This window comes from Pseudomonas syringae, assembly GCF_023278085.1.
GTDB classification, from domain to species: Bacteria; Pseudomonadota; Gammaproteobacteria; order Pseudomonadales; family Pseudomonadaceae; genus Aquipseudomonas; species Aquipseudomonas syringae_Q.
The window spans coordinates 3,942,686-3,959,907 of sequence record NZ_CP066265.1 but is presented as its reverse complement, the minus strand read 5'-3'; the positions used below and the strand labels follow the sequence as shown (position 1 = coordinate 3,959,907).

The following is a 17,222-nucleotide window of genomic DNA, read 5'->3' as shown; positions in this document are numbered from 1 at the left end:
CGTTCTGGTTGCGGAGAGAGTGCAGGGAAAGGGTTCCATGATCGACAGCAAGTTGCCCAACGTGGGCACCACTATCTTCACCGTCATGTCACAGCTGGCCGCGGAAACCGGGGCCATCAACCTGTCCCAGGGGTTTCCCGACTTTGACGGGCCGCAGGCACTGCGCGATGCAGTTTGCCGCCATATCACTCAAGGCCATAACCAGTATTCGCCGATGACCGGCCTGCCTGCACTTCGGCAGCAGGTTGCAGCCAAGATCGCCCGCAGCTATGGGCGCGAGATTAACCCGGACAGTGAAATCACCATCACGCCCGGTGCGACCCAGGCGATCTTCTGTGCGATCCATTCGGTCATCCGCCCCGGTGACGAAGTGATCATTTTTGATCCCTGTTACGACAGCTACGAGCCGGCCGTCGAGCTGGCCGGTGGGCGTTGTGTGCACGTGCAGTTGGGGGCAGATGATTTCTCCATCGACTGGCAGAAGCTGACCGATGCGCTCAGCCCGCGCACGCGCATGATCGTCATCAACAGCCCGCACAACCCGAGCGGCGCGTTGATCAGCCGCGCCGAGCTGGATCGTCTGGCGGCGCTGATCGCCAGTCGCGATATCTACCTGCTCAGCGATGAGGTGTACGAACATCTGGTATTTGACGGCCTCAGTCATGTCAGCGTGCTGGATCACGAGGCGCTGTATCAACGTGCGTTCGTGGTCAGTTCGTTTGGCAAGACCTACCACGTCACTGGCTGGAAAACCGGCTACGTGGTCGCGCCGCCTGCGTTGACCGCCGAGTTGCGCAAAGTCCACCAGTACGTGAGCTTCTGCGGAGTGACGCCATTGCAGTATGCGCTGGCCGATTTCATGGCCGAGCATCCTGAGCATGTCGACGAGCTGCCTGGGTTCTATCAGGCCAAGCGGGATTTTTTCTGTAACCAGCTGGCCGATTCACGTTTCAGCTTCAAACCGGTTGGCGGCACGTATTTCCAGTTGGTGGATTATTCGCAGATCAGGCCTGACCTCAATGACGTCGACATGGCGCTGTGGATGACCCGCGAGCATGGCGTGGCGAGCATTCCCATCTCCGTGTTCTATCAGAGCCCGCCGCCGGGGCAGCGTCTGATTCGTCTTTGCTTCGCCAAGCAGGAAGAAACCTTGCGTCAGGCTGCGGAGAAACTATGCGCGATATAAGCCAGTTGCCGAACCTGAACGTCGCCTTGGTCCAGACCACGCTGGCCTGGCATGACCGCGAAGCCAATCTCGAACATTTCGGGCAACTGCTGGATCAGGCTCACGAAGCGGATCTGGTGATTTTGCCGGAAATGTTCACCACGGGCTTCTCCATGGAGTCCGAGAAGCTGGCCGAGCCGGAAGCCGGTCCTGCCTCGGTCTGGCTGCTGGAGCAGGCCAGGCGGCTCGACGCTGTTGTGACGGGCAGCGTCATCATTCGCGCCGCTGACGGCAGCCATCGTAATCGCCTGCTGTGGGCGCGCCCGGATGGCGAGCTGCTGCATTACGACAAGCGTCATCTGTTTCGCATGGCGGGAGAGCATGAGCATTACTCGCCGGGGGAGCGTCAGGTGATGTTTGAGCTCAATGGCTGGCGAATTCGCCCGTTGATCTGCTACGACCTGCGTTTTCCGGTCTGGAGCCGTGACGCTCAGGACACCGATCTGCTGCTGTACACCGCCAACTGGCCAGGCGCGCGGCGTATGCACTGGAATCGCTTGCTGCCTGCCAGAGCGATTGAAAACCTCTGTTATGTCGCAGCGGTCAATCGTGTCGGTTCGGACGGCAAGGGCTTTGCGTATACCGGTGACAGTCAGGTGCTGGATTTTCAGGGCGAGAGTCTGTTGAGCGCTGGCGAAGCTGACGGGGTGTTTATGGCAAGCCTGAACGCGACAGACTTGCAGGCCTACCGCACACGCTTCCCGGCCGGGCTCGACGCGGACTCATTCGATATTCAATAAATTACTGCAGAATGTTTCGAAGCGGCCGATAGCATGCGCATCAACTCGGAGATCGCCATGACCACTATCAATACCTCTACGCTGAACAGCTATTCCAGCTCACTGACAATAGCGGTCAAGAATACCGACGCTGAAAAAGCCACAGCCACAGCCGCTGCGACCAGTACCGCCGAAACCGAGAAAACCGGCGACCAGGCTTCTGCCGAAGGCGGCAAGACGGGTGCGGCTGGCGGCGGCAGTGTTGGCGGCTCCAGCCAGTCTGCGCTTGATGACACGATCGAAAAGCTGAAAGAGCAGATCAAAGAGGCTCAAAAGCAACTGGCGCAAGAACAGGCGCAACTTGCAGCTGCACAGAGCGGCAAAGGGACACCGGAAGAAAAGGCCATGAAGGCCTTGGCGATCCAGGCCCAGATCTCGGCCACCAGCGCTAACTTGCAGACCCTGCAAGGCTCGTTGCTGCAATTGCAGACCGAAGGCGGCGTCAAGACCACCGCTTGACTGACCTCTTGCCAGTGCGTTGGCATTCGGTTCTGGACGCTCTGCTTCGGCTCTTGGTTGTGTGTGATCTATGACGCGGAGCGTCATGAGCGACATTCCCACGCTGGGGCGTGAGGAGCGTGAGGTGTATGGAAGTACGCTTATCGTGCCCATGCTCTGCGTGGGCATGCAGTTCTGGACGCTCTGCGTCCGCTGTTGATCACGCGGCGCAGTGTCCAGAATCAGTAACCTATCCCTTACTCATTCACGTTCATGAACTTTCGAGCCCACTCTACGTAGTCTTCAGGCTGGGTATAGGTGTGGGTCAGTTCGGTAGCGCTCATGTTCGACTCGCTGCCGAGTATCTGGCGTTGCTCGCGCAGGCAGTCATAAGTGGCCTTGATTGCTGCGAAGTAGGCGGCGTGGCCGTGCACGCAGACGCGCACGCCCATTTCGGCAAGGCGCGCATTGTCGTGCAGCTCCGGATTGCCGTAGGTCACCAGCATCAGGGGCACGGTCAGGCCTTCTGACACCTGCGCCAGGTGATCAAAGTCACGAATACCCACGATGGTAATGCCATCAGCCCCGGCAGCCTGGTACTGCTGAACCCGGCTGATCGCTTCCTGCACCGGAATGATCGCCGCATTGGTGCGGGCAAAAATCGACATCTCCGGATCGACACGCGCTTCCAGCGCTGCGCGAATCTTGCCGACCCCTTCAGCGGTGGAAATCAGGTCGGTGGATTTGCGTCCGAACTGCGCAGGCAGCAAGGTATCTTCGATGGTCAGCGCAGAAATACCTGCTCGTTCCAGTTCAACAACGGTGCGCATGACGTTAAGGGCATTGCCATAACCATGGTCTGCGTCCGCGATCACCGGCAATTGTGCGACACGGCCGATACGCGTCGCCTGTTCGACGAATTCACTGAGGGTGATCAGCGCGAAGTCAGGCGCAGCCAGCACTTGCAGCGAGGCGACGGAGCCTCCGAGGATGCCTACTTCAAAGCCCAGGTCCGCTGCAATGCGCGCTGACATAGGGTCGAACACCGAGGCGGTATGAAAGCAGGAATTCGACGAGGTGAGGGCGCGGAAACTACGGCGCAGATCTTGATGGGAAGCCTTGGGCATAATCGCTCCAAATGTGATTGGATCAGCTCAGCATTACCGAGGCCGATAGTAATTTCAATGCACGGTGAGTCTGCCCGAGCATTCTTTTCGTCCGGAAATCAATGCAATAGTCGTCTTGGTTTTATAGGAAAGATACAGCTGGCAGGTCATTCCGGTCTGGCATCGTCAGCATATGGATTGCTGTTGGATTTTGGCCAGTCTGGACTAAAGGCAGCATGCTACCACAGCATAATTGAAAAAGATTATGCCGAAACAGGCAGGGCCATGCACAGACTGCAAGAGATCTGCGGGAGAGTGGCGGGGGAGGGGCTAAAGAGTGAAAACCGGTTTTGCAGCAGGCTGACGGACTTGAGTCCGCCAGCCTCACTGTCGACTCAGGCCGCTTTGGCCTGTGCCTGGCTCAGCGAGCGGTTCAGCGCGCTGAACAGCGCACGGAAGCTGGCCGTCGTAATGTTTTCATCGATGCCCACACCATGCACGGCACGCTCACCGTTCACCCGCAGTTCAATGTAGGCAGCGGCTTTGGCCGTGGTGCCGGAGCCAATGGCGTGCTCGTTGTAGTCCATGATCTCCACGGCCAGCGGCAGGCCCGCTACCAGCGCTTCCAGAGCACCTTTGCCCTTGCCGCGCCAGTGCTGGGTCTCGCCATCCACGTGCACTTCGGCATCTACAGCGCTATTGCCGTTCTCTTCCTGCAACCTGTGGCTGATCAGCGCGTAAGGTGTGTTGGCCTGCAAGTACTCGCGACGCAGCAACGAGTGGATCTGCTCGGCAGTCATCTCCAGGCCCAGGCGATCGGTTTCGCCCTGAACCACCTGGCTGAACTCGATCTGCATGCGGCGCGGCAACGAAATGCCGTACTCCTGCTCCAGCAGGTAGGCAATGCCACCTTTGCCAGACTGGCTGTTGACGCGAATCACCGCTTCATAGCTGCGACCGATATCGGCCGGATCAATCGGCAGGTAAGGCACTTCCCACAGCTCGCCTTCTTTCTGCTGCGTGAAGCCCTTGCGAATGGCGTCCTGGTGCGAGCCGGAGAACGCGGTGTGAACCAGATCACCGACGTACGGGTGACGAGGGTGAACCGGAATCTGGTTGCACTCCTCGACAACCTTGCGCACACCGTCGATGTCGGAAAAGTCCAGCCCGGGATTGATGCCCTGGGTGTAGAGGTTCAACGCAACAGTCACCAGATCGACGTTACCGGTACGCTCGCCATTGCCGAACAGGCAGCCTTCGACGCGATCCGCGCCCGCCATCAAGCCCAGCTCGGTGGCAGCAACGCCAGTACCACGGTCGTTGTGGGTGTGCAGGCTGATCAGCACACTGTCGCGGCGCGTGATGTGGCGGCCGAACCACTCGATCTGGTCGGCGTAGATATTCGGTGTAGCCACTTCCACGGTGGCGGGGAGGTTGAGGATGACCTTGTTGTCCGGCGTCGGGTTCCACACCTCGATCACCGCATCGCAGACTTCTTTGGCGAACTCCAGCTCGGTCGCGCTGAAGGTTTCCGGCGAGTACTCGAACGTCCACTGGGTTTCAGGCTGTTGCGCGGCATATTTGACGAACAGCTTGGCGGCATTGACTGCGATTTCCTTCACGCCGGCCTTGTCCTGATTGAAGACAATGCGACGGAATGACGGGCAGGTAGCGTTGTACAAGTGAACGATGGCCTTCTTGGCACCGCGCAGCGATTCAAAGGTGCGAGCGATCAAGTCTTCACGGGCCTGAGTCAGCACCTGAATGGTGGTGTCGTCCGGAATGTGCCCGTCTTCGATCAGGGTGCGGACAAAGTCGAAGTCTGTCTGCGACGCTGCAGGAAACGACGCTTCGATTTCCTTGACGCCGACGCTGACCAGGGTCTTCCAGAAACGCAGCTTCTTGACCGAGTCCATCGGCTCGATCAACGACTGGTTACCGTCGCGCAAGTCGGAACTGCACCAGATCGGCACCGTATCGATGGTTTTGGAAGGCCAGGTGCGGTCAGGCAGATCAATGGTCGGAAACGCGCGGTACTTTTTCGAGGGATCGTTGAGCATGGTCATCTGGAAATCCTTTTGGATTGAACGGGCCGGGTTGGTGGCGGCCTGTCGTTCTGAAACAGGGGGTAGCGAGCAAGGGGCGAGGCACCGCAATCTAGCCTGGCAGTCGGGCACTGACCAGGCTGAGGCACCGATGCTGGCGCAACAAAATAAGGGTTTGAGCGTTGTTCATGAGGCCAACCGTACCCACTGGCATGAGCAATGGCAAGCACTTGAAAAAAATCGGGATAAATTCTCGTAATTGTCGTTATGGCGATTTTTTATAGCGGTTTTTTCAGTTTTAATCGCTACTTTTTGTGCGCCCTAAGCGATGTGCGCAAAGAAAGGCCGGCGCATGGCTGGTTGCCTGGATGGCTGGTTGCTCTTCGCGAGCAAGCGCATGTGCGCGTCCGTTTTGCTCGCGAACTGTCTCAGGGCTGGAACGCGCCAATAAAGATAGCCGGATCAACCCGCGCATCATTCAGGCTGACGTTCCAGTGCATGTGTGGACCGGTCGCCCGACCGGTCGCGCCGACTTTACCCACTACGCCGCCGCGCGGGACTTGGTCGCCGACCTTCACATCGATCTTAGACAGGTGGCAGAACATGCTGATGAAGCCTTGCCCATGGTCAACGAACACGGTGTTGCCGTTGAAGAAGTAATTGCCGGTCAGAATGACCTTGCCAGCTGCCGGAGATTTGATGGGCGTGCCGGCCGGCACCGCGAAGTCCAGTCCGGAATGCGGGTTGCGCTCTTCGCCGTTGAAGAAGCGCCGCACGCCGAACTTGCTCGACAACGGGCCGTTGACCGGTTTGTCGAGAATCAGATTGCTCGGCGTGCCTGGGCTGAAACTGCGATAGGCGCGCAATTGCTCGGCCAGTTCGCCTTCAATGCGCTTGTTGTCTTCAGGGTTGGGGTTGACCTGACGCTTGTTCTTGAGGGTGATGTGCTGTTCCGGGTATTTCTTGCTGCCGACAGTGAAGTTGAGCGTGCGCCCGCCTGAGGTCAACTGCTGCGCGCCCGGTTTGACGGTCAGCGGGATGCCGACAATGGCCAGCCAGCGCGTACCTTGTTCCTTGACCACCAGCACCGGCTTACCTTGATAGGTCGCCGTCGGCGCCTGTGCGCCGCTGCCCAGATCAATGACGGCCACGCCGCCGGGCACCGGCTTGTCGAGTGCGCGAGTAATAAAGCTGTCGGCGTGGGCAGGCAGACAGAGCAGCAGGGCGAACAGCGGGGCGATAAAACGTAGCATCAGGCGGTCAGTCCAGAAGGGAGAGGGTCACGGGCGTGAGGTGATTGTCTTCGACACGTACTTGCAGCTCGCCTTCGCCAAGCCGGGCGGTGAGTCGTTGACCTGTTCGGGTTTGTGCGGCGTTACGGATCGCATGTCCCCGCTCGTCGAGCAGAATGCTGTAGCCACGCCCCAGTGTCGCCAGCGGGCTGACCACATTCAGGGTCTGCATCTGGCTTTGCAATTGCAGCTTGCGGGCCTTGATCGATTCGCGAATCGCCCTTGGCAAGCGCTCCGCCAGCACGTCCAGCCGTTGGCGCAGGAACGCCAGCGTGCGTCCCGGGTGCTGAGCGGTCAGACGACTTTCCATGTGCGCGAGACGCACCTGCCTTTTATGCATGTTCTGCTCAAAGGCGCGGCGCAAGCGCATGTCCAGATCATCCAGACGCTGAGACTGCTGGCGCAGTCGTTCACCCGGATGTCGCAGGCGTCGTGAAATACCTTCCAGACGCAGCCGCTCGCGCATCAGACGGTCCTGCATGCGGCTGACCAGCCTGCGATGCAGGTTGTCGACGCGGCGGTGCAGGTCGCTGGAATCGGGGGCTAACAACTCGGCAGCAGCGGAGGGCGTCGGGGCGCGCACGTCGGCGACGAAATCGCTGATCGAAACGTCGGTTTCATGGCCGACAGCGCTGACAATCGGCGTTACACAAGCATCAATGGCGCGGGCCACGGCTTCTTCGTTGAAGCACCAGAGGTCTTCCAGCGATCCGCCGCCCCGGGCGAGGATCAAGGCATCGAAGCCTCTGGCGTCGGCCAGTTTCAAGGCGCGGACGATCTGGTTGATGGCCTCGCGACCCTGAACGGCGGTCGGGATCAGTGTCAGTTCGACCCGAGGCGCGCGACGGCGGAACACGCTGATGATGTCGCGAATCACCGCGCCGGTCGGCGAACTGATGATCCCGATGCGTTGCGGATGCAGTGGCAGAGCGACCTTGCGCTCTGCGCTGAACAAGCCTTCATCACTGAGCTTGGCCTTCAATGCATCGAATGCCAGACGCAACGCGCCGTCACCCGCCGGTTCGACGGTGTCGAGAATCAACTGATAGTCGCCACGGCCTTCGAACAGCGAAACCTTGCCGCGCACCTTGACCTGCAAGCCGTCCTTCAGCGCCTGACGCACGCGGGCCGCACTCTGCCGGAACAGCGCGCAACGTACCTGCGCGCCCGAATCCTTCAGCGTGAAGTACACGTGCCCCGACGCCGGGCGCGACAGATTGGAGATCTCGCCCTCGACCCAGATGCTGCTGAACACATCTTCCAGCAGCACGCGAGCGCGGCCGTTGAGCTGGCTGACAGTAAGGACTTCCCGGTCGAGGCCGAGTCTTGCGAAAGGGTCTTTGATCATGTCGGGCATCATAATGGCAATGCCTGCCCAGCGCACGAGTCAGTATTGCTGCCGCAGCGGGATTTGACCTTGACCTGAAACGCTAGCCTATTAAGCTGCGGCCTCGAACAGCTTCGAGCGACGCTTCACCATGAACACCCAAAGCATCATCGTCCCGCAAATCTCCACGTTTCCCGGTCATGAGGCCCGAGCGCGGCTGATTCTGCGCTGGCTGGTCAAACTCAATGTTGTCGAGCCGGAACTGACCACCTGCGGGCGTGCTTACAACAAGATGGCCTACGCGGTGGCTCCCGGTGCCAGAGCCGTGGTGAAAAACCCCGATGCGCTACCGTTCGGGCAGCCCGTCAACGGGCTGGAGATCGTCACCAAACGCTGCATTTTCACACCCTTGAACGACTTTGCCGAAGAAGCCGGCTGTCCGGAATGTCGCCGCGAAGTCGGCGAAGCACTGTTCGACAGTCTGGAAGACTGGATGCCTGGGCACACCGATAATTTCACCTGCCCGGAATGTCGCCACGAAGACGATATAAACGGCTTTCTGTTTCTCGATGCCTGCGGGTTTTCCAACCTTGGTTTCATCTTCAATAACTGGCTGGATGCGGCCTTTACCCATAGCTTTCTCGACGACTTCGCCGAACGTCTGGATCGCCCCGTGTCCTGCGTTCAAGTGCGCTTATAAACAGCTTTGATAATAGGCTGATGTTTACATTGAGCCGGGCAGGGTGTGTGGGTATAATGGCGCGCTTCCAATTTCCCGCCCGGGAGCCCCCGCGATGCTGCGTATCAGTCAAGAAGCCCTTACATTCGACGACATCCTCCTTGTGCCCGGTTATTCCGAGGTACTTCCTAACGAAGTCAGTCTGAAAACCCGTTTGACCCGTGGCATCGAGCTGAATATTCCTTTGGTCTCTGCTGCAATGGATACAGTCACCGAGGCCCGTCTGGCAATTGCCATGGCCCAGGAAGGCGGTATCGGTATCATCCACAAGAACATGACCATCGAGCAGCAAGCTGCCGAAGTGCGCAAGGTCAAGAAGTTCGAGGCCGGTGTCGTCAAGGACCCGATCACGATCGAAGCCGACGCCACTGTTCGTGATCTGTTCGAACTCACTCGCATGCACAACATTTCCGGTGTACCGGTGCTGCACAATGGTGACCTGGTCGGCATCGTGACATCCCGCGACGTACGCTTCGAAAACCGTCTTGATGTCCCTGTCCGCGAAGTGATGACGCCCAAAGAGCGTCTGGTCACCGTGCGTGAAGGTGCCGACAAGAATGAAGTGCGCGAGCTGCTGCACAAGCACCGTCTGGAAAAAGTCCTGATCGTCGACGCCAACTTCGCGCTCAAGGGCATGATGACCGTCAAGGACATCGAAAAAGCCAAAGCCTATCCGCTGGCCAGCAAGGACGATCAGGCTCGCCTGCGCGTCGGCGCGGCAGTCGGCACCGGCAAGGACACCGGCGAGCGCGTGACCGCACTGGTCGCTGCCGGCGTTGACGTGGTGGTAGTCGATACCGCGCACGGCCACTCCAAAGGCGTGATCGACCGCGTTCGCTGGGTCAAGGACAACTTCCCGCAAGTGCAGGTCATCGGTGGCAACATCGCCACCGGCGAGGCTGCCCTGGCGCTGGTCGCCGCCGGTGCCGATGCCGTCAAGGTCGGTATCGGTCCGGGCTCGATCTGCACCACGCGTATCGTTGCCGGTGTCGGTGTGCCGCAGATCAGTGCCATCGCCAACGTTTCCGCTGCCCTTGAAGGCACAGGCGTGCCGATGATCGCCGACGGCGGTATCCGTTTCTCCGGTGACCTGTCCAAAGCCATCGTGGCGGGCGCGTCCTGCGTGATGATGGGCTCGATGTTCGCCGGTACTGAAGAAGCGCCAGGCGAGATCGAACTGTTCCAGGGCCGTTCCTACAAGGCTTATCGCGGCATGGGTTCGCTGGGCGCAATGTCCCAGGCGCAAGGCTCGTCGGATCGCTACTTCCAGGATTCGTCTGCCGGTGCCGAGAAGCTGGTGCCGGAAGGTATCGAAGGCCGCGTTGCCTACAAGGGACCGTTGTCGGCCATCATCCATCAGTTGATGGGCGGTCTGCGTTCCTCCATGGGTTACACCGGCAGTGCCGACATCGAACAGATGCGCACCAAGCCCGAGTTCGTTCGCATTACCGGCGCAGGCATGGCTGAGTCTCACGTCCATGACGTGCAGATCACCAAGGAAGCACCGAACTATCGCGTCGGCTAAAGCCTCCAGCTTCAAGCCCCAAGCAATCAGCTACAAGCGGTAGTTACGCACATGTAACTACCGCATTGATTCCGACAATTTGCCGCTTGCAACGTATAGCTTGCAGCTGCTCAGAGAGTTCCCATGGCCCTCGACATTCACGCCCACCGTATCCTGATCCTCGACTTCGGTTCCCAGTACACCCAGCTGATCGCCCGCCGCGTGCGTGAAATCGGCGTGTATTGCGAGCTGCATCCGTTTGACATGGACGATGAAGCGATTCGCGAATTCGCTCCAAAAGGCGTGATCCTCGCCGGCGGTCCCGAGTCCGTACACGAAGCCGACAGCCCGCGCTGCCCGCAAGCGGTATTTGACCTGGGTGTGCCGGTTTTCGGTATCTGCTACGGCATGCAGACCATGGCCGAGCAGTTGGGCGGCAAGGTTGCTGGTTCTGAGCTGCGCGAGTTCGGCTACGCTCGCGTTGACGTAGTCGGCAAAAGCCGTCTGCTCGATGGCATCGAAGACCATATCGACGCCGACGGCCTGTTTGGCCTCGACGTATGGATGAGTCACGGTGACAAGGTCACCAAACTGCCGGAAGACTTCCACATTCTGGCCAGCACCCCGAGCTGCCCGATTGCCGGTATGGCTGACGACGCTCGCGGTTACTACGGCGTGCAGTTCCATCCGGAAGTGACCCACACCAAGCAGGGCGGTCGCATCCTGTCGCGCTTTATCCTCGACATCTGCGGCTGTGAAGCGCTGTGGACCCCTTCGAAGATTGCTGAAGACGCTATCGCTCAGGTTCGCGCTCAGGTCGGTACTGACAACGTGTTGCTGGGCCTTTCCGGCGGCGTTGACTCCTCCGTGGTCGCGGCATTGCTGCACAAGGCCATCGGTGACCAACTGACCTGCGTATTCGTCGATAACGGCCTGCTGCGCCTGCACGAAGGCGAGCAAGTGATGGCCATGTTCGCCGAGAACATGGGCGTCAAAGTCATCCGCGCCAACGCCGAAGAACAGTTCCTCAACAACCTGGAAGGCGAGAGCGATCCAGAGAAGAAGCGCAAGATCATCGGCCGCACCTTCATCGACGTGTTCGATGCCGAATCCTGCAAGCTGGACAACATCAAGTACCTGGCGCAAGGCACCATCTACCCGGACGTGATCGAGTCGGCTGGCGCGAAAAGCGGCAAGGCCCACGTCATCAAGTCGCACCACAACGTGGGCGGCCTGCCGGAAGAAATGAACCTCAAGCTGGTCGAGCCTTTGCGCGAGCTGTTCAAGGACGAAGTCCGCCGCCTCGGCCTGGAACTCGGCCTGCCCTACGACATGGTCTACCGCCACCCATTCCCCGGCCCAGGCCTTGGCGTGCGCATCCTCGGCGAAGTGAAGAAGGAATACGCCGACATCCTGCGTCGTGCCGATCACATCTTCATCGAAGAACTGCGCAAGGCCGACTGGTACCACAAAGTCAGCCAAGCGTTCGTGGTGTTCCAGCCAGTCAAATCGGTCGGCGTGGTCGGCGATGGCCGCCGTTACGCCTGGGTTGTGGCATTGCGTGCGGTAGAGACCATCGACTTCATGACCGCTCGCTGGGCGCATCTGCCTTATGAGCTGCTGGAGACGGTGAGCGGTCGGATCATCAACGAGATCGAAGGGATTTCGCGGGTGACTTATGATGTGTCGAGCAAGCCGCCGGCTACTATTGAGTGGGAATGATCCTGCGTCCGGCACCGCCCGGCACGATCTAGCAAAAAATGCCCTGGAGCCCGCGTAATTGCGGGCTTTTGGCTTTTTGGGTCTGGCAAATTCTGGCAGCTTTGTGCATCGCCAAGCACCGTGTTTGTATGGCATGGTACGGGGCATTGACTGAGCTAAATGCCATGTTCGGTGCTCGATACCATGTCGACCTAGTAGGGAAGGGCATGGTATCAAATCTCATCATCAGCCCGGTTTCATTGGGTTTTATCGTGGTGCATGAGTGCTTTTCTGAGCATGGTATTTTTTCCATGGAATCCGTAACTGCCATGCTGACCGATACCAAGCTGCGTAACCTCAAACCGCAAGAAAAACTCTACAAGGTGAACGACCGCGACGGGCTGTACGTGGCCGTCACTGCTGCCGGTTCCATCTCATTTCGTTACAACTACTCAATCAATGGCCGTCAGGAGACCGTCACGTTCGGTCGTTATGGCGTGGGTGGCATCACACTTGCGGAAGCCAGAGAGCGCCTGGGCGAGGCTAAAAAGATGGTTTCGGCGGGTAAGTCACCTGCCAAAGAGAAAGCCCGTGCCAAGGCACGCACTAAAGGGGCAGAGACGTTTGATGCGTGGGCTGAGAAATGGCTGCGTGGGTATCAGATGGCTGACTCGACGCGTGACATGCGCCGATCGGTTTACGAGCGCGAGCTAAAGCCGCACTTCGGTAATCAGAAACTGGTGGAAATTAATCATGAGGATCTGCGAACGCTGACTGATGCAATTGTGGAGCGTGGAGCTCCCGCCACGGCCGTTCACTCCCGCGAGATTGTGATGCAGGTATTCCGATGGGCGATAGAGCGTGGCCAGAAGGTCGAGAATCCGGCTGATCTGGTTCGTCCTGCAAGCATCGCTAAATTCGAGCCACGTGACCGTGCTTTGGGGCCTGACGAAATCGCGTTGATGTATCAGTACCTGGACCGCATCGGCACCGCCTCCTCCGTTAGGGTGGCCGCTAAGCTGTTATTGCTGACCATGGTCCGCAAAAGTGAGTTGACCAACGCTACCTGGAACGAGATCAATTTCAGCGAAGCCTTGTGGACCATTCCGAAAGAGCGGATGAAGCGCCGCAATCCTCATTTGGTGTTCTTATCTCAGCAGGCTTTGGATTTCTTCATTGCGTTGAAGACGTTTGCTGGCGGTTCAGAATACGTCTTTCCCTCCCGGTACGATTCTGATTTGCCAATGAGCACCGCGACGATCAATCAGGTGCTGACGCTCACGTACCGGCTTGCGCAGAAAGAAGGGCAGCCGCTGAGCAAGTTCGGACCGCATGATTTGAGGCGCACAGCGAGCACGCTGCTGCATGAAGCGGGTTATAACTCAGACTGGATTGAGAAGTGCCTTGCGCACGAGCAGAAGGGCGTACGGGCCGTCTATAACAAGGCTGAATACCGCGATCAGCGTCGGGCGATGTTGCAGGATTGGGCGGATATGATTGACGAGTGGACGCGTAAGAGAACACGTTCAGAGAGTTGATTGCGTTTTGCGTGATGGGGTAATCGGCAGCTGATCTAGTTTTCTCTATCAAAAAACCACATTCGTGGTTTTTTTTCTGTCCGGAAACTACCCGTTTGTGGGACACATTTTTCCTGACGTCTTTGACGAAAAAAACTCCTGAAAGAACAACGACATCGCGTTGTTTTTCTGTCCCGAAACTATACGTTTGCAGGACAGTAAGATACTGATTTTAAAGGGAATAAATCCATAAATATCTGTGGAATGCTCTGGAAATATGGGGCAATAATCGAACCTCAAATGCGACAAAACGAGGAGTTCGGTGTGGAAAAAGAATCGAGGAAGTCGAGCAAAGTGCTCATCAGCAAAAAGCAATTGCTGGCAATGATCCCCTTGTGTGAGCGGACGATTTATAACTTCGAAAAGCAGGGGAAATTCCCTCGTCGTATTGCCGTTAGCAGCCGGAAGGTCGTTTGGGATTTGGAAGAGGTCGAGACATGGATTGATACGTGCAGGCAATCCGGCCCGGCCACGCGTCCCGGAATGGGAGCTTGAGTTGTGGCGATTGACTTACGGGCAGCATTCGAGAATGAACCGCCCACACTGGACTTCATATGGCCTGGCTTCCTCGCTGGCACAGTGGGAGCATTGGTAGCTCCCGGAGCTACAGGGAAGAGCTTCTGGGCGTTGGAAGCGGCGATGGCTATCGCGTGCAGCGTCGCCGGCGGTGATCTTGTAGGGCTTGCCCCTCATGCGCTGGTCGAGTGGTCTATTTCGCCGGAGAAGATCCCGAAGTCGCGTTGGTGCGCCGCATTCATGCCATAGGCCAGCACTTAAATCAGCAGGCACGCGAGGCCATCGCGAAGAACCTCGTCCTTGAGTCGATCATGGGCAAACGACTAAACGTCATGGATGATCGGCATCTTGCCCGTATCACTGAGTTTTGCATCGGTGCCCGGTTGATCGTACTGGATACACTTAGCCGGATTCACGACCGTGACGAGAACAGCAACGGCGACATGTCTCGGCTTGTCGCCACGCTTGAGCACGTTGCGGCCAGCACCGGAGCATCGGTGCTTTACCTTCATCATGTCAGTAAAGGCAGCGCTCGCGAGGGTCAAGTCGATCAGCAGCAGGCAGCGCGGGGCGCATCAGCTCTAATCGATAACGCCCGTTGGTGCGGCTTCGTGGCCAAGATGACAGAGGACGAGGCAAAGCGGCTGAGTGATCGCACCTATGAGCGACAGGCCATTGGCAACGATAGGCGCAAGTTTTTTGTTCGTTTCGGTGTTAGCAAGCAGAACTACGACGCCACCCCGCTCGACCAATGGTACCAGCGCCAGGAAGGCGGCGTTCTTGTGCCGGTTGAGTTGGCGGAAGTGAAGAAAGGTAGCCCGCTGCAAGTCGTAAACGGAAGTGACGATGAGCGGTGGTAACGCCGTGGTCCCCACCAGTTCTATCGCACAGGCCAGAGTGATGCTTTATCAGCCTAGCCAGCGCCCGCGACTGCGGGAGGGTAATTGGGCAGAAACATCATTTGGGCGCTGCCGCGTGACAGGCAGACTAGGGCAGAGGCACGCGGACATACTGGAAGCTGTTCTGTACTGCGCAGAACGTCGACGGTCTGTCTCAGATGGTGGCGTAGAACTTCTGGTAGATCCCGCGCGTGTGAGAAAGACACTTTCCGATAGCCGCTACAGCTTCACACAGATCGAAAAGCTGCTCGCCGAACTGCGAGCCGCAACGATCACAATTGAAACACCGCAATTTGATTTTCCAATCATCGGCGGATTGATTGACCACGTCATCCCTTCACCCATGACGCGTCCCGATCCTCTGACAGGAGGAGCCCGGAACCTATGGCGGGTGCGGCTCGGAATTGCGCTTGTAATGCTCCTTGAGCATGATCTGAGTCTCTACTACGACCCAGCTCCCATTGCGCGCCTCCAGCACGGCATAAGCCAAGCGGTAGCTCGGCACGTTTTGAGCCACAAGGTAGTGCCTACAGGCGGTTGGTATCTAGACACCGTTATCGTGGCGGTAGCCGGACAAGCCTCAAGTCAGGACATGCGCAATGCGCGGCGAAGGCTCAAGGAGGAAGCTGAAGATCTAAGGGGAATTGGGCTTGTACTTGATGGTGATCGCATCAAGAAAAGCAGTGCTTGCAGCAGCTGAAGCGTGCCATACCCGCCCGATGGCGTGTCACACCCGCCCGGTAGCGCGTCACACCCGCCCGAAACGTGCCGCACCCGCCCGGGGTTAGCAGGATCTTCAGGATATTCAGTCCTGCGCGGCGCAGCCCGCGCTTAGGCGCGGTCAGGCCTTGCCAGTCGGCCTATGGCCGTTTGGCACCAAAAGGAAGAGCGATTGTCCGTCGAGCGTGCCCGCAGAAGCGCTCAGAAGCTTACGTGATGGGCAGTGGGTGCCGATGCCGGGAAATTACACTCAAGTTGACCATGCCTTCGCATTGCCACTGACCAGTCATTTGCATTCGACTTAACCAGTTGTTTGCATCAAGTTTGACCAGCGCACTGGGTGCCCGGTGACCGGCAGAATTCGGCCAAAAACCAACGAGTCGAATACGACTACGAAAAATGGGGCTATTGAATGGAAAGAGCTCCTGAGAGCCCTTTCCAAACTGAAGTTACTCTATAACGGGATACCAAGTTGCATAGTTATCGCTGAAATCATCTAGCAAGGGAAATTCCTCGTTGCGCTTACCTTCTACAATGGCCTTATTCCTCTCGAATGCTTCCTTCATATGGTTTTTGCAGAGCTCTTCGGATATATAACACAGTCCATGCCAGCGATGACGCCATGCAATAAGCTGACGATCATTTTCAACTATATACACTGTTTTATTTAGCGATTTGCGAAGGCGTGGGGCCGATTCACCATTCAATGATCTAGGAACTCTGACCTCTTGTCCGAATTCGTCCCATCCAGCCCATTGACTATAAAACCTTAAGCGAGTGTCGTTGTTTACGGATAGGAATTCGAAATAGGAAATGCCTGGCTTCGGTTGAGCAACCTCACAGTATCGGCGCATTAGCGTCGTAGATATATTACCAATCAAGTCTTCAGATAGATGCTCAACGACCTTGCGGAAGTGATGAAAGTTGTTGAAGCCAAACTCTTTGCTGAGATGGGTCAGCCGTTGGCAATAACTGTATTCTCCAATGACGGATATCCGGGCAAGCCCCTTAAGGTCATCGATACATTGCGCTGCGCGTTGATGAAACATTGCTCACTCCTTTAGCCAAATCGGAGACATGCCTCGATTAGCATGCTGCTTGCAGTGGCTAAATAAGTGGGTAAGTTCACTTAGATTTTTCGTATTTCCCATCGCAGCAGGGAGGCTACTTACGCCTTCCTCCATAAAATCATAAAATCCCGCCTTTCGTAAACTATTTTGTATTTTGCGCATCACTTATCAATAGTGACAGAACCATCAGTGGCTGACGCTTTCCACCTTCCATCGAGTCAGCAGCCCTGGATCGCGCTTTTGGCTGAATTTAGTTAGGTGTTCAGTTAGTCCGCGTCTGGCCG

The 17,222-nt window shown here is 57.6% G+C and carries 17 protein-coding genes; 12 read left to right on the top strand and 5 right to left on the bottom strand.

What is annotated here, in order from left to right; all coding sequences use genetic code 11:
• The first annotated feature begins 37 nt into the window (after window positions 1–37).
• The 3 genes from I9H07_RS17630 to I9H07_RS17620 are packed head-to-tail and all read left to right on the top strand — an operon-like array spanning window position 38 to window position 2,463.
• Window positions 38–1,186 (top strand): pyridoxal phosphate-dependent aminotransferase, encoded by a 1,149-nt coding sequence (locus I9H07_RS17630; RefSeq protein ID WP_236424859.1) that lies wholly within the window; start codon window positions 38–40, stop codon window positions 1,184–1,186.
• Window positions 1,174–1,965, top strand: a complete 792-nt coding sequence (locus I9H07_RS17625) for an amidohydrolase (RefSeq protein WP_236424857.1) — start codon at window positions 1,174–1,176, stop codon at window positions 1,963–1,965. The genes I9H07_RS17630 and I9H07_RS17625 overlap by 13 nt, the downstream gene beginning before the upstream one ends.
• Window positions 1,966–2,022: 57 nt before the next feature.
• The gene (locus I9H07_RS17620; protein WP_058824215.1) at window positions 2,023–2,463 is read left to right on the top strand and encodes a FlxA-like family protein; all 441 of its coding nucleotides are present in this window, start codon (window positions 2,023–2,025) and stop codon (window positions 2,461–2,463) included.
• A 236-nt stretch (window positions 2,464–2,699) separates the two neighbouring features.
• On the opposite strand, the gene I9H07_RS17615 is transcribed toward I9H07_RS17620, so the two are convergent.
• Together I9H07_RS17615 and leuA are read right to left on the bottom strand one after the other, a co-directional pair.
• A complete protein-coding gene (locus tag I9H07_RS17615; protein WP_024645263.1) occupies window positions 2,700–3,569 on the bottom strand; it encodes an isocitrate lyase/PEP mutase family protein in 870 nt (289 codons plus the stop codon).
• Window positions 3,570–3,943: 374 nt separating this feature from the next.
• Window positions 3,944–5,614 (bottom strand): 2-isopropylmalate synthase, encoded by a 1,671-nt coding sequence (gene leuA, locus I9H07_RS17610; protein ID WP_236424856.1) that lies wholly within the window; start codon window positions 5,612–5,614, stop codon window positions 3,944–3,946.
• On the opposite strand from leuA, the gene I9H07_RS17605 reads away from it, so the two are divergent.
• The gene (locus I9H07_RS17605; RefSeq protein WP_235591739.1) at window positions 5,607–5,852 is read left to right on the top strand and encodes a hypothetical protein; all 246 of its coding nucleotides are present in this window, start codon (window positions 5,607–5,609) and stop codon (window positions 5,850–5,852) included. The genes leuA and I9H07_RS17605 overlap by 8 nt on opposite strands.
• A gap of 169 nt (window positions 5,853–6,021) precedes the next feature.
• On the opposite strand, the gene I9H07_RS17600 is transcribed toward I9H07_RS17605, so the two are convergent.
• Together I9H07_RS17600 and xseA are read right to left on the bottom strand one after the other, a co-directional pair.
• Complete coding sequence (locus I9H07_RS17600; protein WP_024674825.1) at window positions 6,022–6,846, bottom strand: peptidoglycan DD-metalloendopeptidase family protein; 825 nt, start codon at window positions 6,844–6,846, stop codon at window positions 6,022–6,024.
• Between the two features lie 7 nt (window positions 6,847–6,853).
• Window positions 6,854–8,233, bottom strand: coding sequence for an exodeoxyribonuclease VII large subunit (xseA, locus tag I9H07_RS17595; RefSeq protein WP_024674824.1), 1,380 nt, complete (start codon window positions 8,231–8,233; stop codon window positions 6,854–6,856).
• Window positions 8,234–8,363: 130 nt separating this feature from the next.
• Between xseA and I9H07_RS17590 the strand changes: the two genes are divergently transcribed.
• The 8 genes from I9H07_RS17590 to I9H07_RS17560 all read left to right on the top strand — a co-directional run bounded on the left by I9H07_RS17590 (window position 8,364) and on the right by I9H07_RS17560 (window position 15,848).
• A complete protein-coding gene (locus tag I9H07_RS17590) occupies window positions 8,364–8,912 on the top strand; it encodes a hypothetical protein (protein ID WP_024674823.1) in 549 nt (182 codons plus the stop codon).
• A gap of 94 nt (window positions 8,913–9,006) precedes the next feature.
• Window positions 9,007–10,476 (top strand): IMP dehydrogenase, encoded by a 1,470-nt coding sequence (gene guaB, locus I9H07_RS17585; RefSeq protein ID WP_005891653.1) that lies wholly within the window; start codon window positions 9,007–9,009, stop codon window positions 10,474–10,476.
• Between the two features lie 123 nt (window positions 10,477–10,599).
• Window positions 10,600–12,177: a glutamine-hydrolyzing GMP synthase gene (guaA, locus tag I9H07_RS17580; RefSeq protein ID WP_024674822.1), complete on the top strand. Its 1,578-nt coding sequence runs from the start codon at window positions 10,600–10,602 to the stop codon at window positions 12,175–12,177.
• A 308-nt stretch (window positions 12,178–12,485) separates the two neighbouring features.
• Entirely contained in the window at window positions 12,486–13,694 is a 1,209-nt protein-coding gene (locus I9H07_RS17575) for a tyrosine-type recombinase/integrase (protein ID WP_236424868.1), read from the top strand.
• Between the two features lie 303 nt (window positions 13,695–13,997).
• A complete protein-coding gene (locus I9H07_RS17570) occupies window positions 13,998–14,228 on the top strand; it encodes a helix-turn-helix transcriptional regulator (protein WP_024777066.1) in 231 nt (76 codons plus the stop codon).
• Window positions 14,229–14,231: 3 nt separating this feature from the next.
• Window positions 14,232–14,498 carry an AAA family ATPase gene (locus tag I9H07_RS25145; protein ID WP_432760449.1) on the top strand — a complete coding sequence of 89 codons (267 nt, stop codon included), beginning with the start codon at window positions 14,232–14,234 and terminating at the stop codon, window positions 14,496–14,498.
• A complete protein-coding gene (locus I9H07_RS17565; protein ID WP_425335601.1) occupies window positions 14,438–15,109 on the top strand; it encodes a helicase RepA family protein in 672 nt (223 codons plus the stop codon). The genes I9H07_RS25145 and I9H07_RS17565 overlap by 61 nt, the downstream gene beginning before the upstream one ends.
• A gap of 232 nt (window positions 15,110–15,341) precedes the next feature.
• On the top strand, window positions 15,342–15,848 hold the full coding sequence (locus tag I9H07_RS17560; protein WP_225924198.1) for a hypothetical protein: 507 nt from the start codon (window positions 15,342–15,344) through the stop codon (window positions 15,846–15,848).
• 469 nt (window positions 15,849–16,317) lie between these two features.
• On the opposite strand, the gene I9H07_RS17555 is transcribed toward I9H07_RS17560, so the two are convergent.
• Entirely contained in the window at window positions 16,318–16,917 is a 600-nt protein-coding gene (locus I9H07_RS17555; RefSeq protein ID WP_236424854.1) for a hypothetical protein, read from the bottom strand.
• Window positions 16,918–17,222: the final 305 nt, after the last annotated feature.

What these genes read in the sequence shown, in the direction of transcription:
- I9H07_RS17630 (WP_236424859.1), top strand. Translation starts at nt 38, where the DNA reads ATGATCGACAGCAAGTTGCCCAACGTGGGCACCACTATCTTCACCGTC.
- I9H07_RS17625 (WP_236424857.1), top strand. Translation starts at nt 1,174, where the DNA reads ATGCGCGATATAAGCCAGTTGCCGAACCTGAACGTCGCCTTGGTCCAG.
- I9H07_RS17620 (WP_058824215.1), top strand. Translation starts at nt 2,023, where the DNA reads ATGACCACTATCAATACCTCTACGCTGAACAGCTATTCCAGCTCACTG.
- I9H07_RS17615 (WP_024645263.1), bottom strand. Translation starts at nt 3,569, where the DNA reads ATGCCCAAGGCTTCCCATCAAGATCTGCGCCGTAGTTTCCGCGCCCTC.
- I9H07_RS17605 (WP_235591739.1), top strand. Translation starts at nt 5,607, where the DNA reads ATGGTCATCTGGAAATCCTTTTGGATTGAACGGGCCGGGTTGGTGGCG.
- leuA (WP_236424856.1), bottom strand. Translation starts at nt 5,614, where the DNA reads ATGACCATGCTCAACGATCCCTCGAAAAAGTACCGCGCGTTTCCGACC.
- I9H07_RS17600 (WP_024674825.1), bottom strand. Translation starts at nt 6,846, where the DNA reads ATGCTACGTTTTATCGCCCCGCTGTTCGCCCTGCTGCTCTGTCTGCCT.
- xseA (WP_024674824.1), bottom strand. Translation starts at nt 8,233, where the DNA reads ATGATCAAAGACCCTTTCGCAAGACTCGGCCTCGACCGGGAAGTCCTT.
- I9H07_RS17590 (WP_024674823.1), top strand. Translation starts at nt 8,364, where the DNA reads ATGAACACCCAAAGCATCATCGTCCCGCAAATCTCCACGTTTCCCGGT.
- guaB (WP_005891653.1), top strand. Translation starts at nt 9,007, where the DNA reads ATGCTGCGTATCAGTCAAGAAGCCCTTACATTCGACGACATCCTCCTT.
- guaA (WP_024674822.1), top strand. Translation starts at nt 10,600, where the DNA reads ATGGCCCTCGACATTCACGCCCACCGTATCCTGATCCTCGACTTCGGT.
- I9H07_RS17575 (WP_236424868.1), top strand. Translation starts at nt 12,486, where the DNA reads ATGCTGACCGATACCAAGCTGCGTAACCTCAAACCGCAAGAAAAACTC.
- I9H07_RS17555 (WP_236424854.1), bottom strand. Translation starts at nt 16,917, where the DNA reads ATGTTTCATCAACGCGCAGCGCAATGTATCGATGACCTTAAGGGGCTT.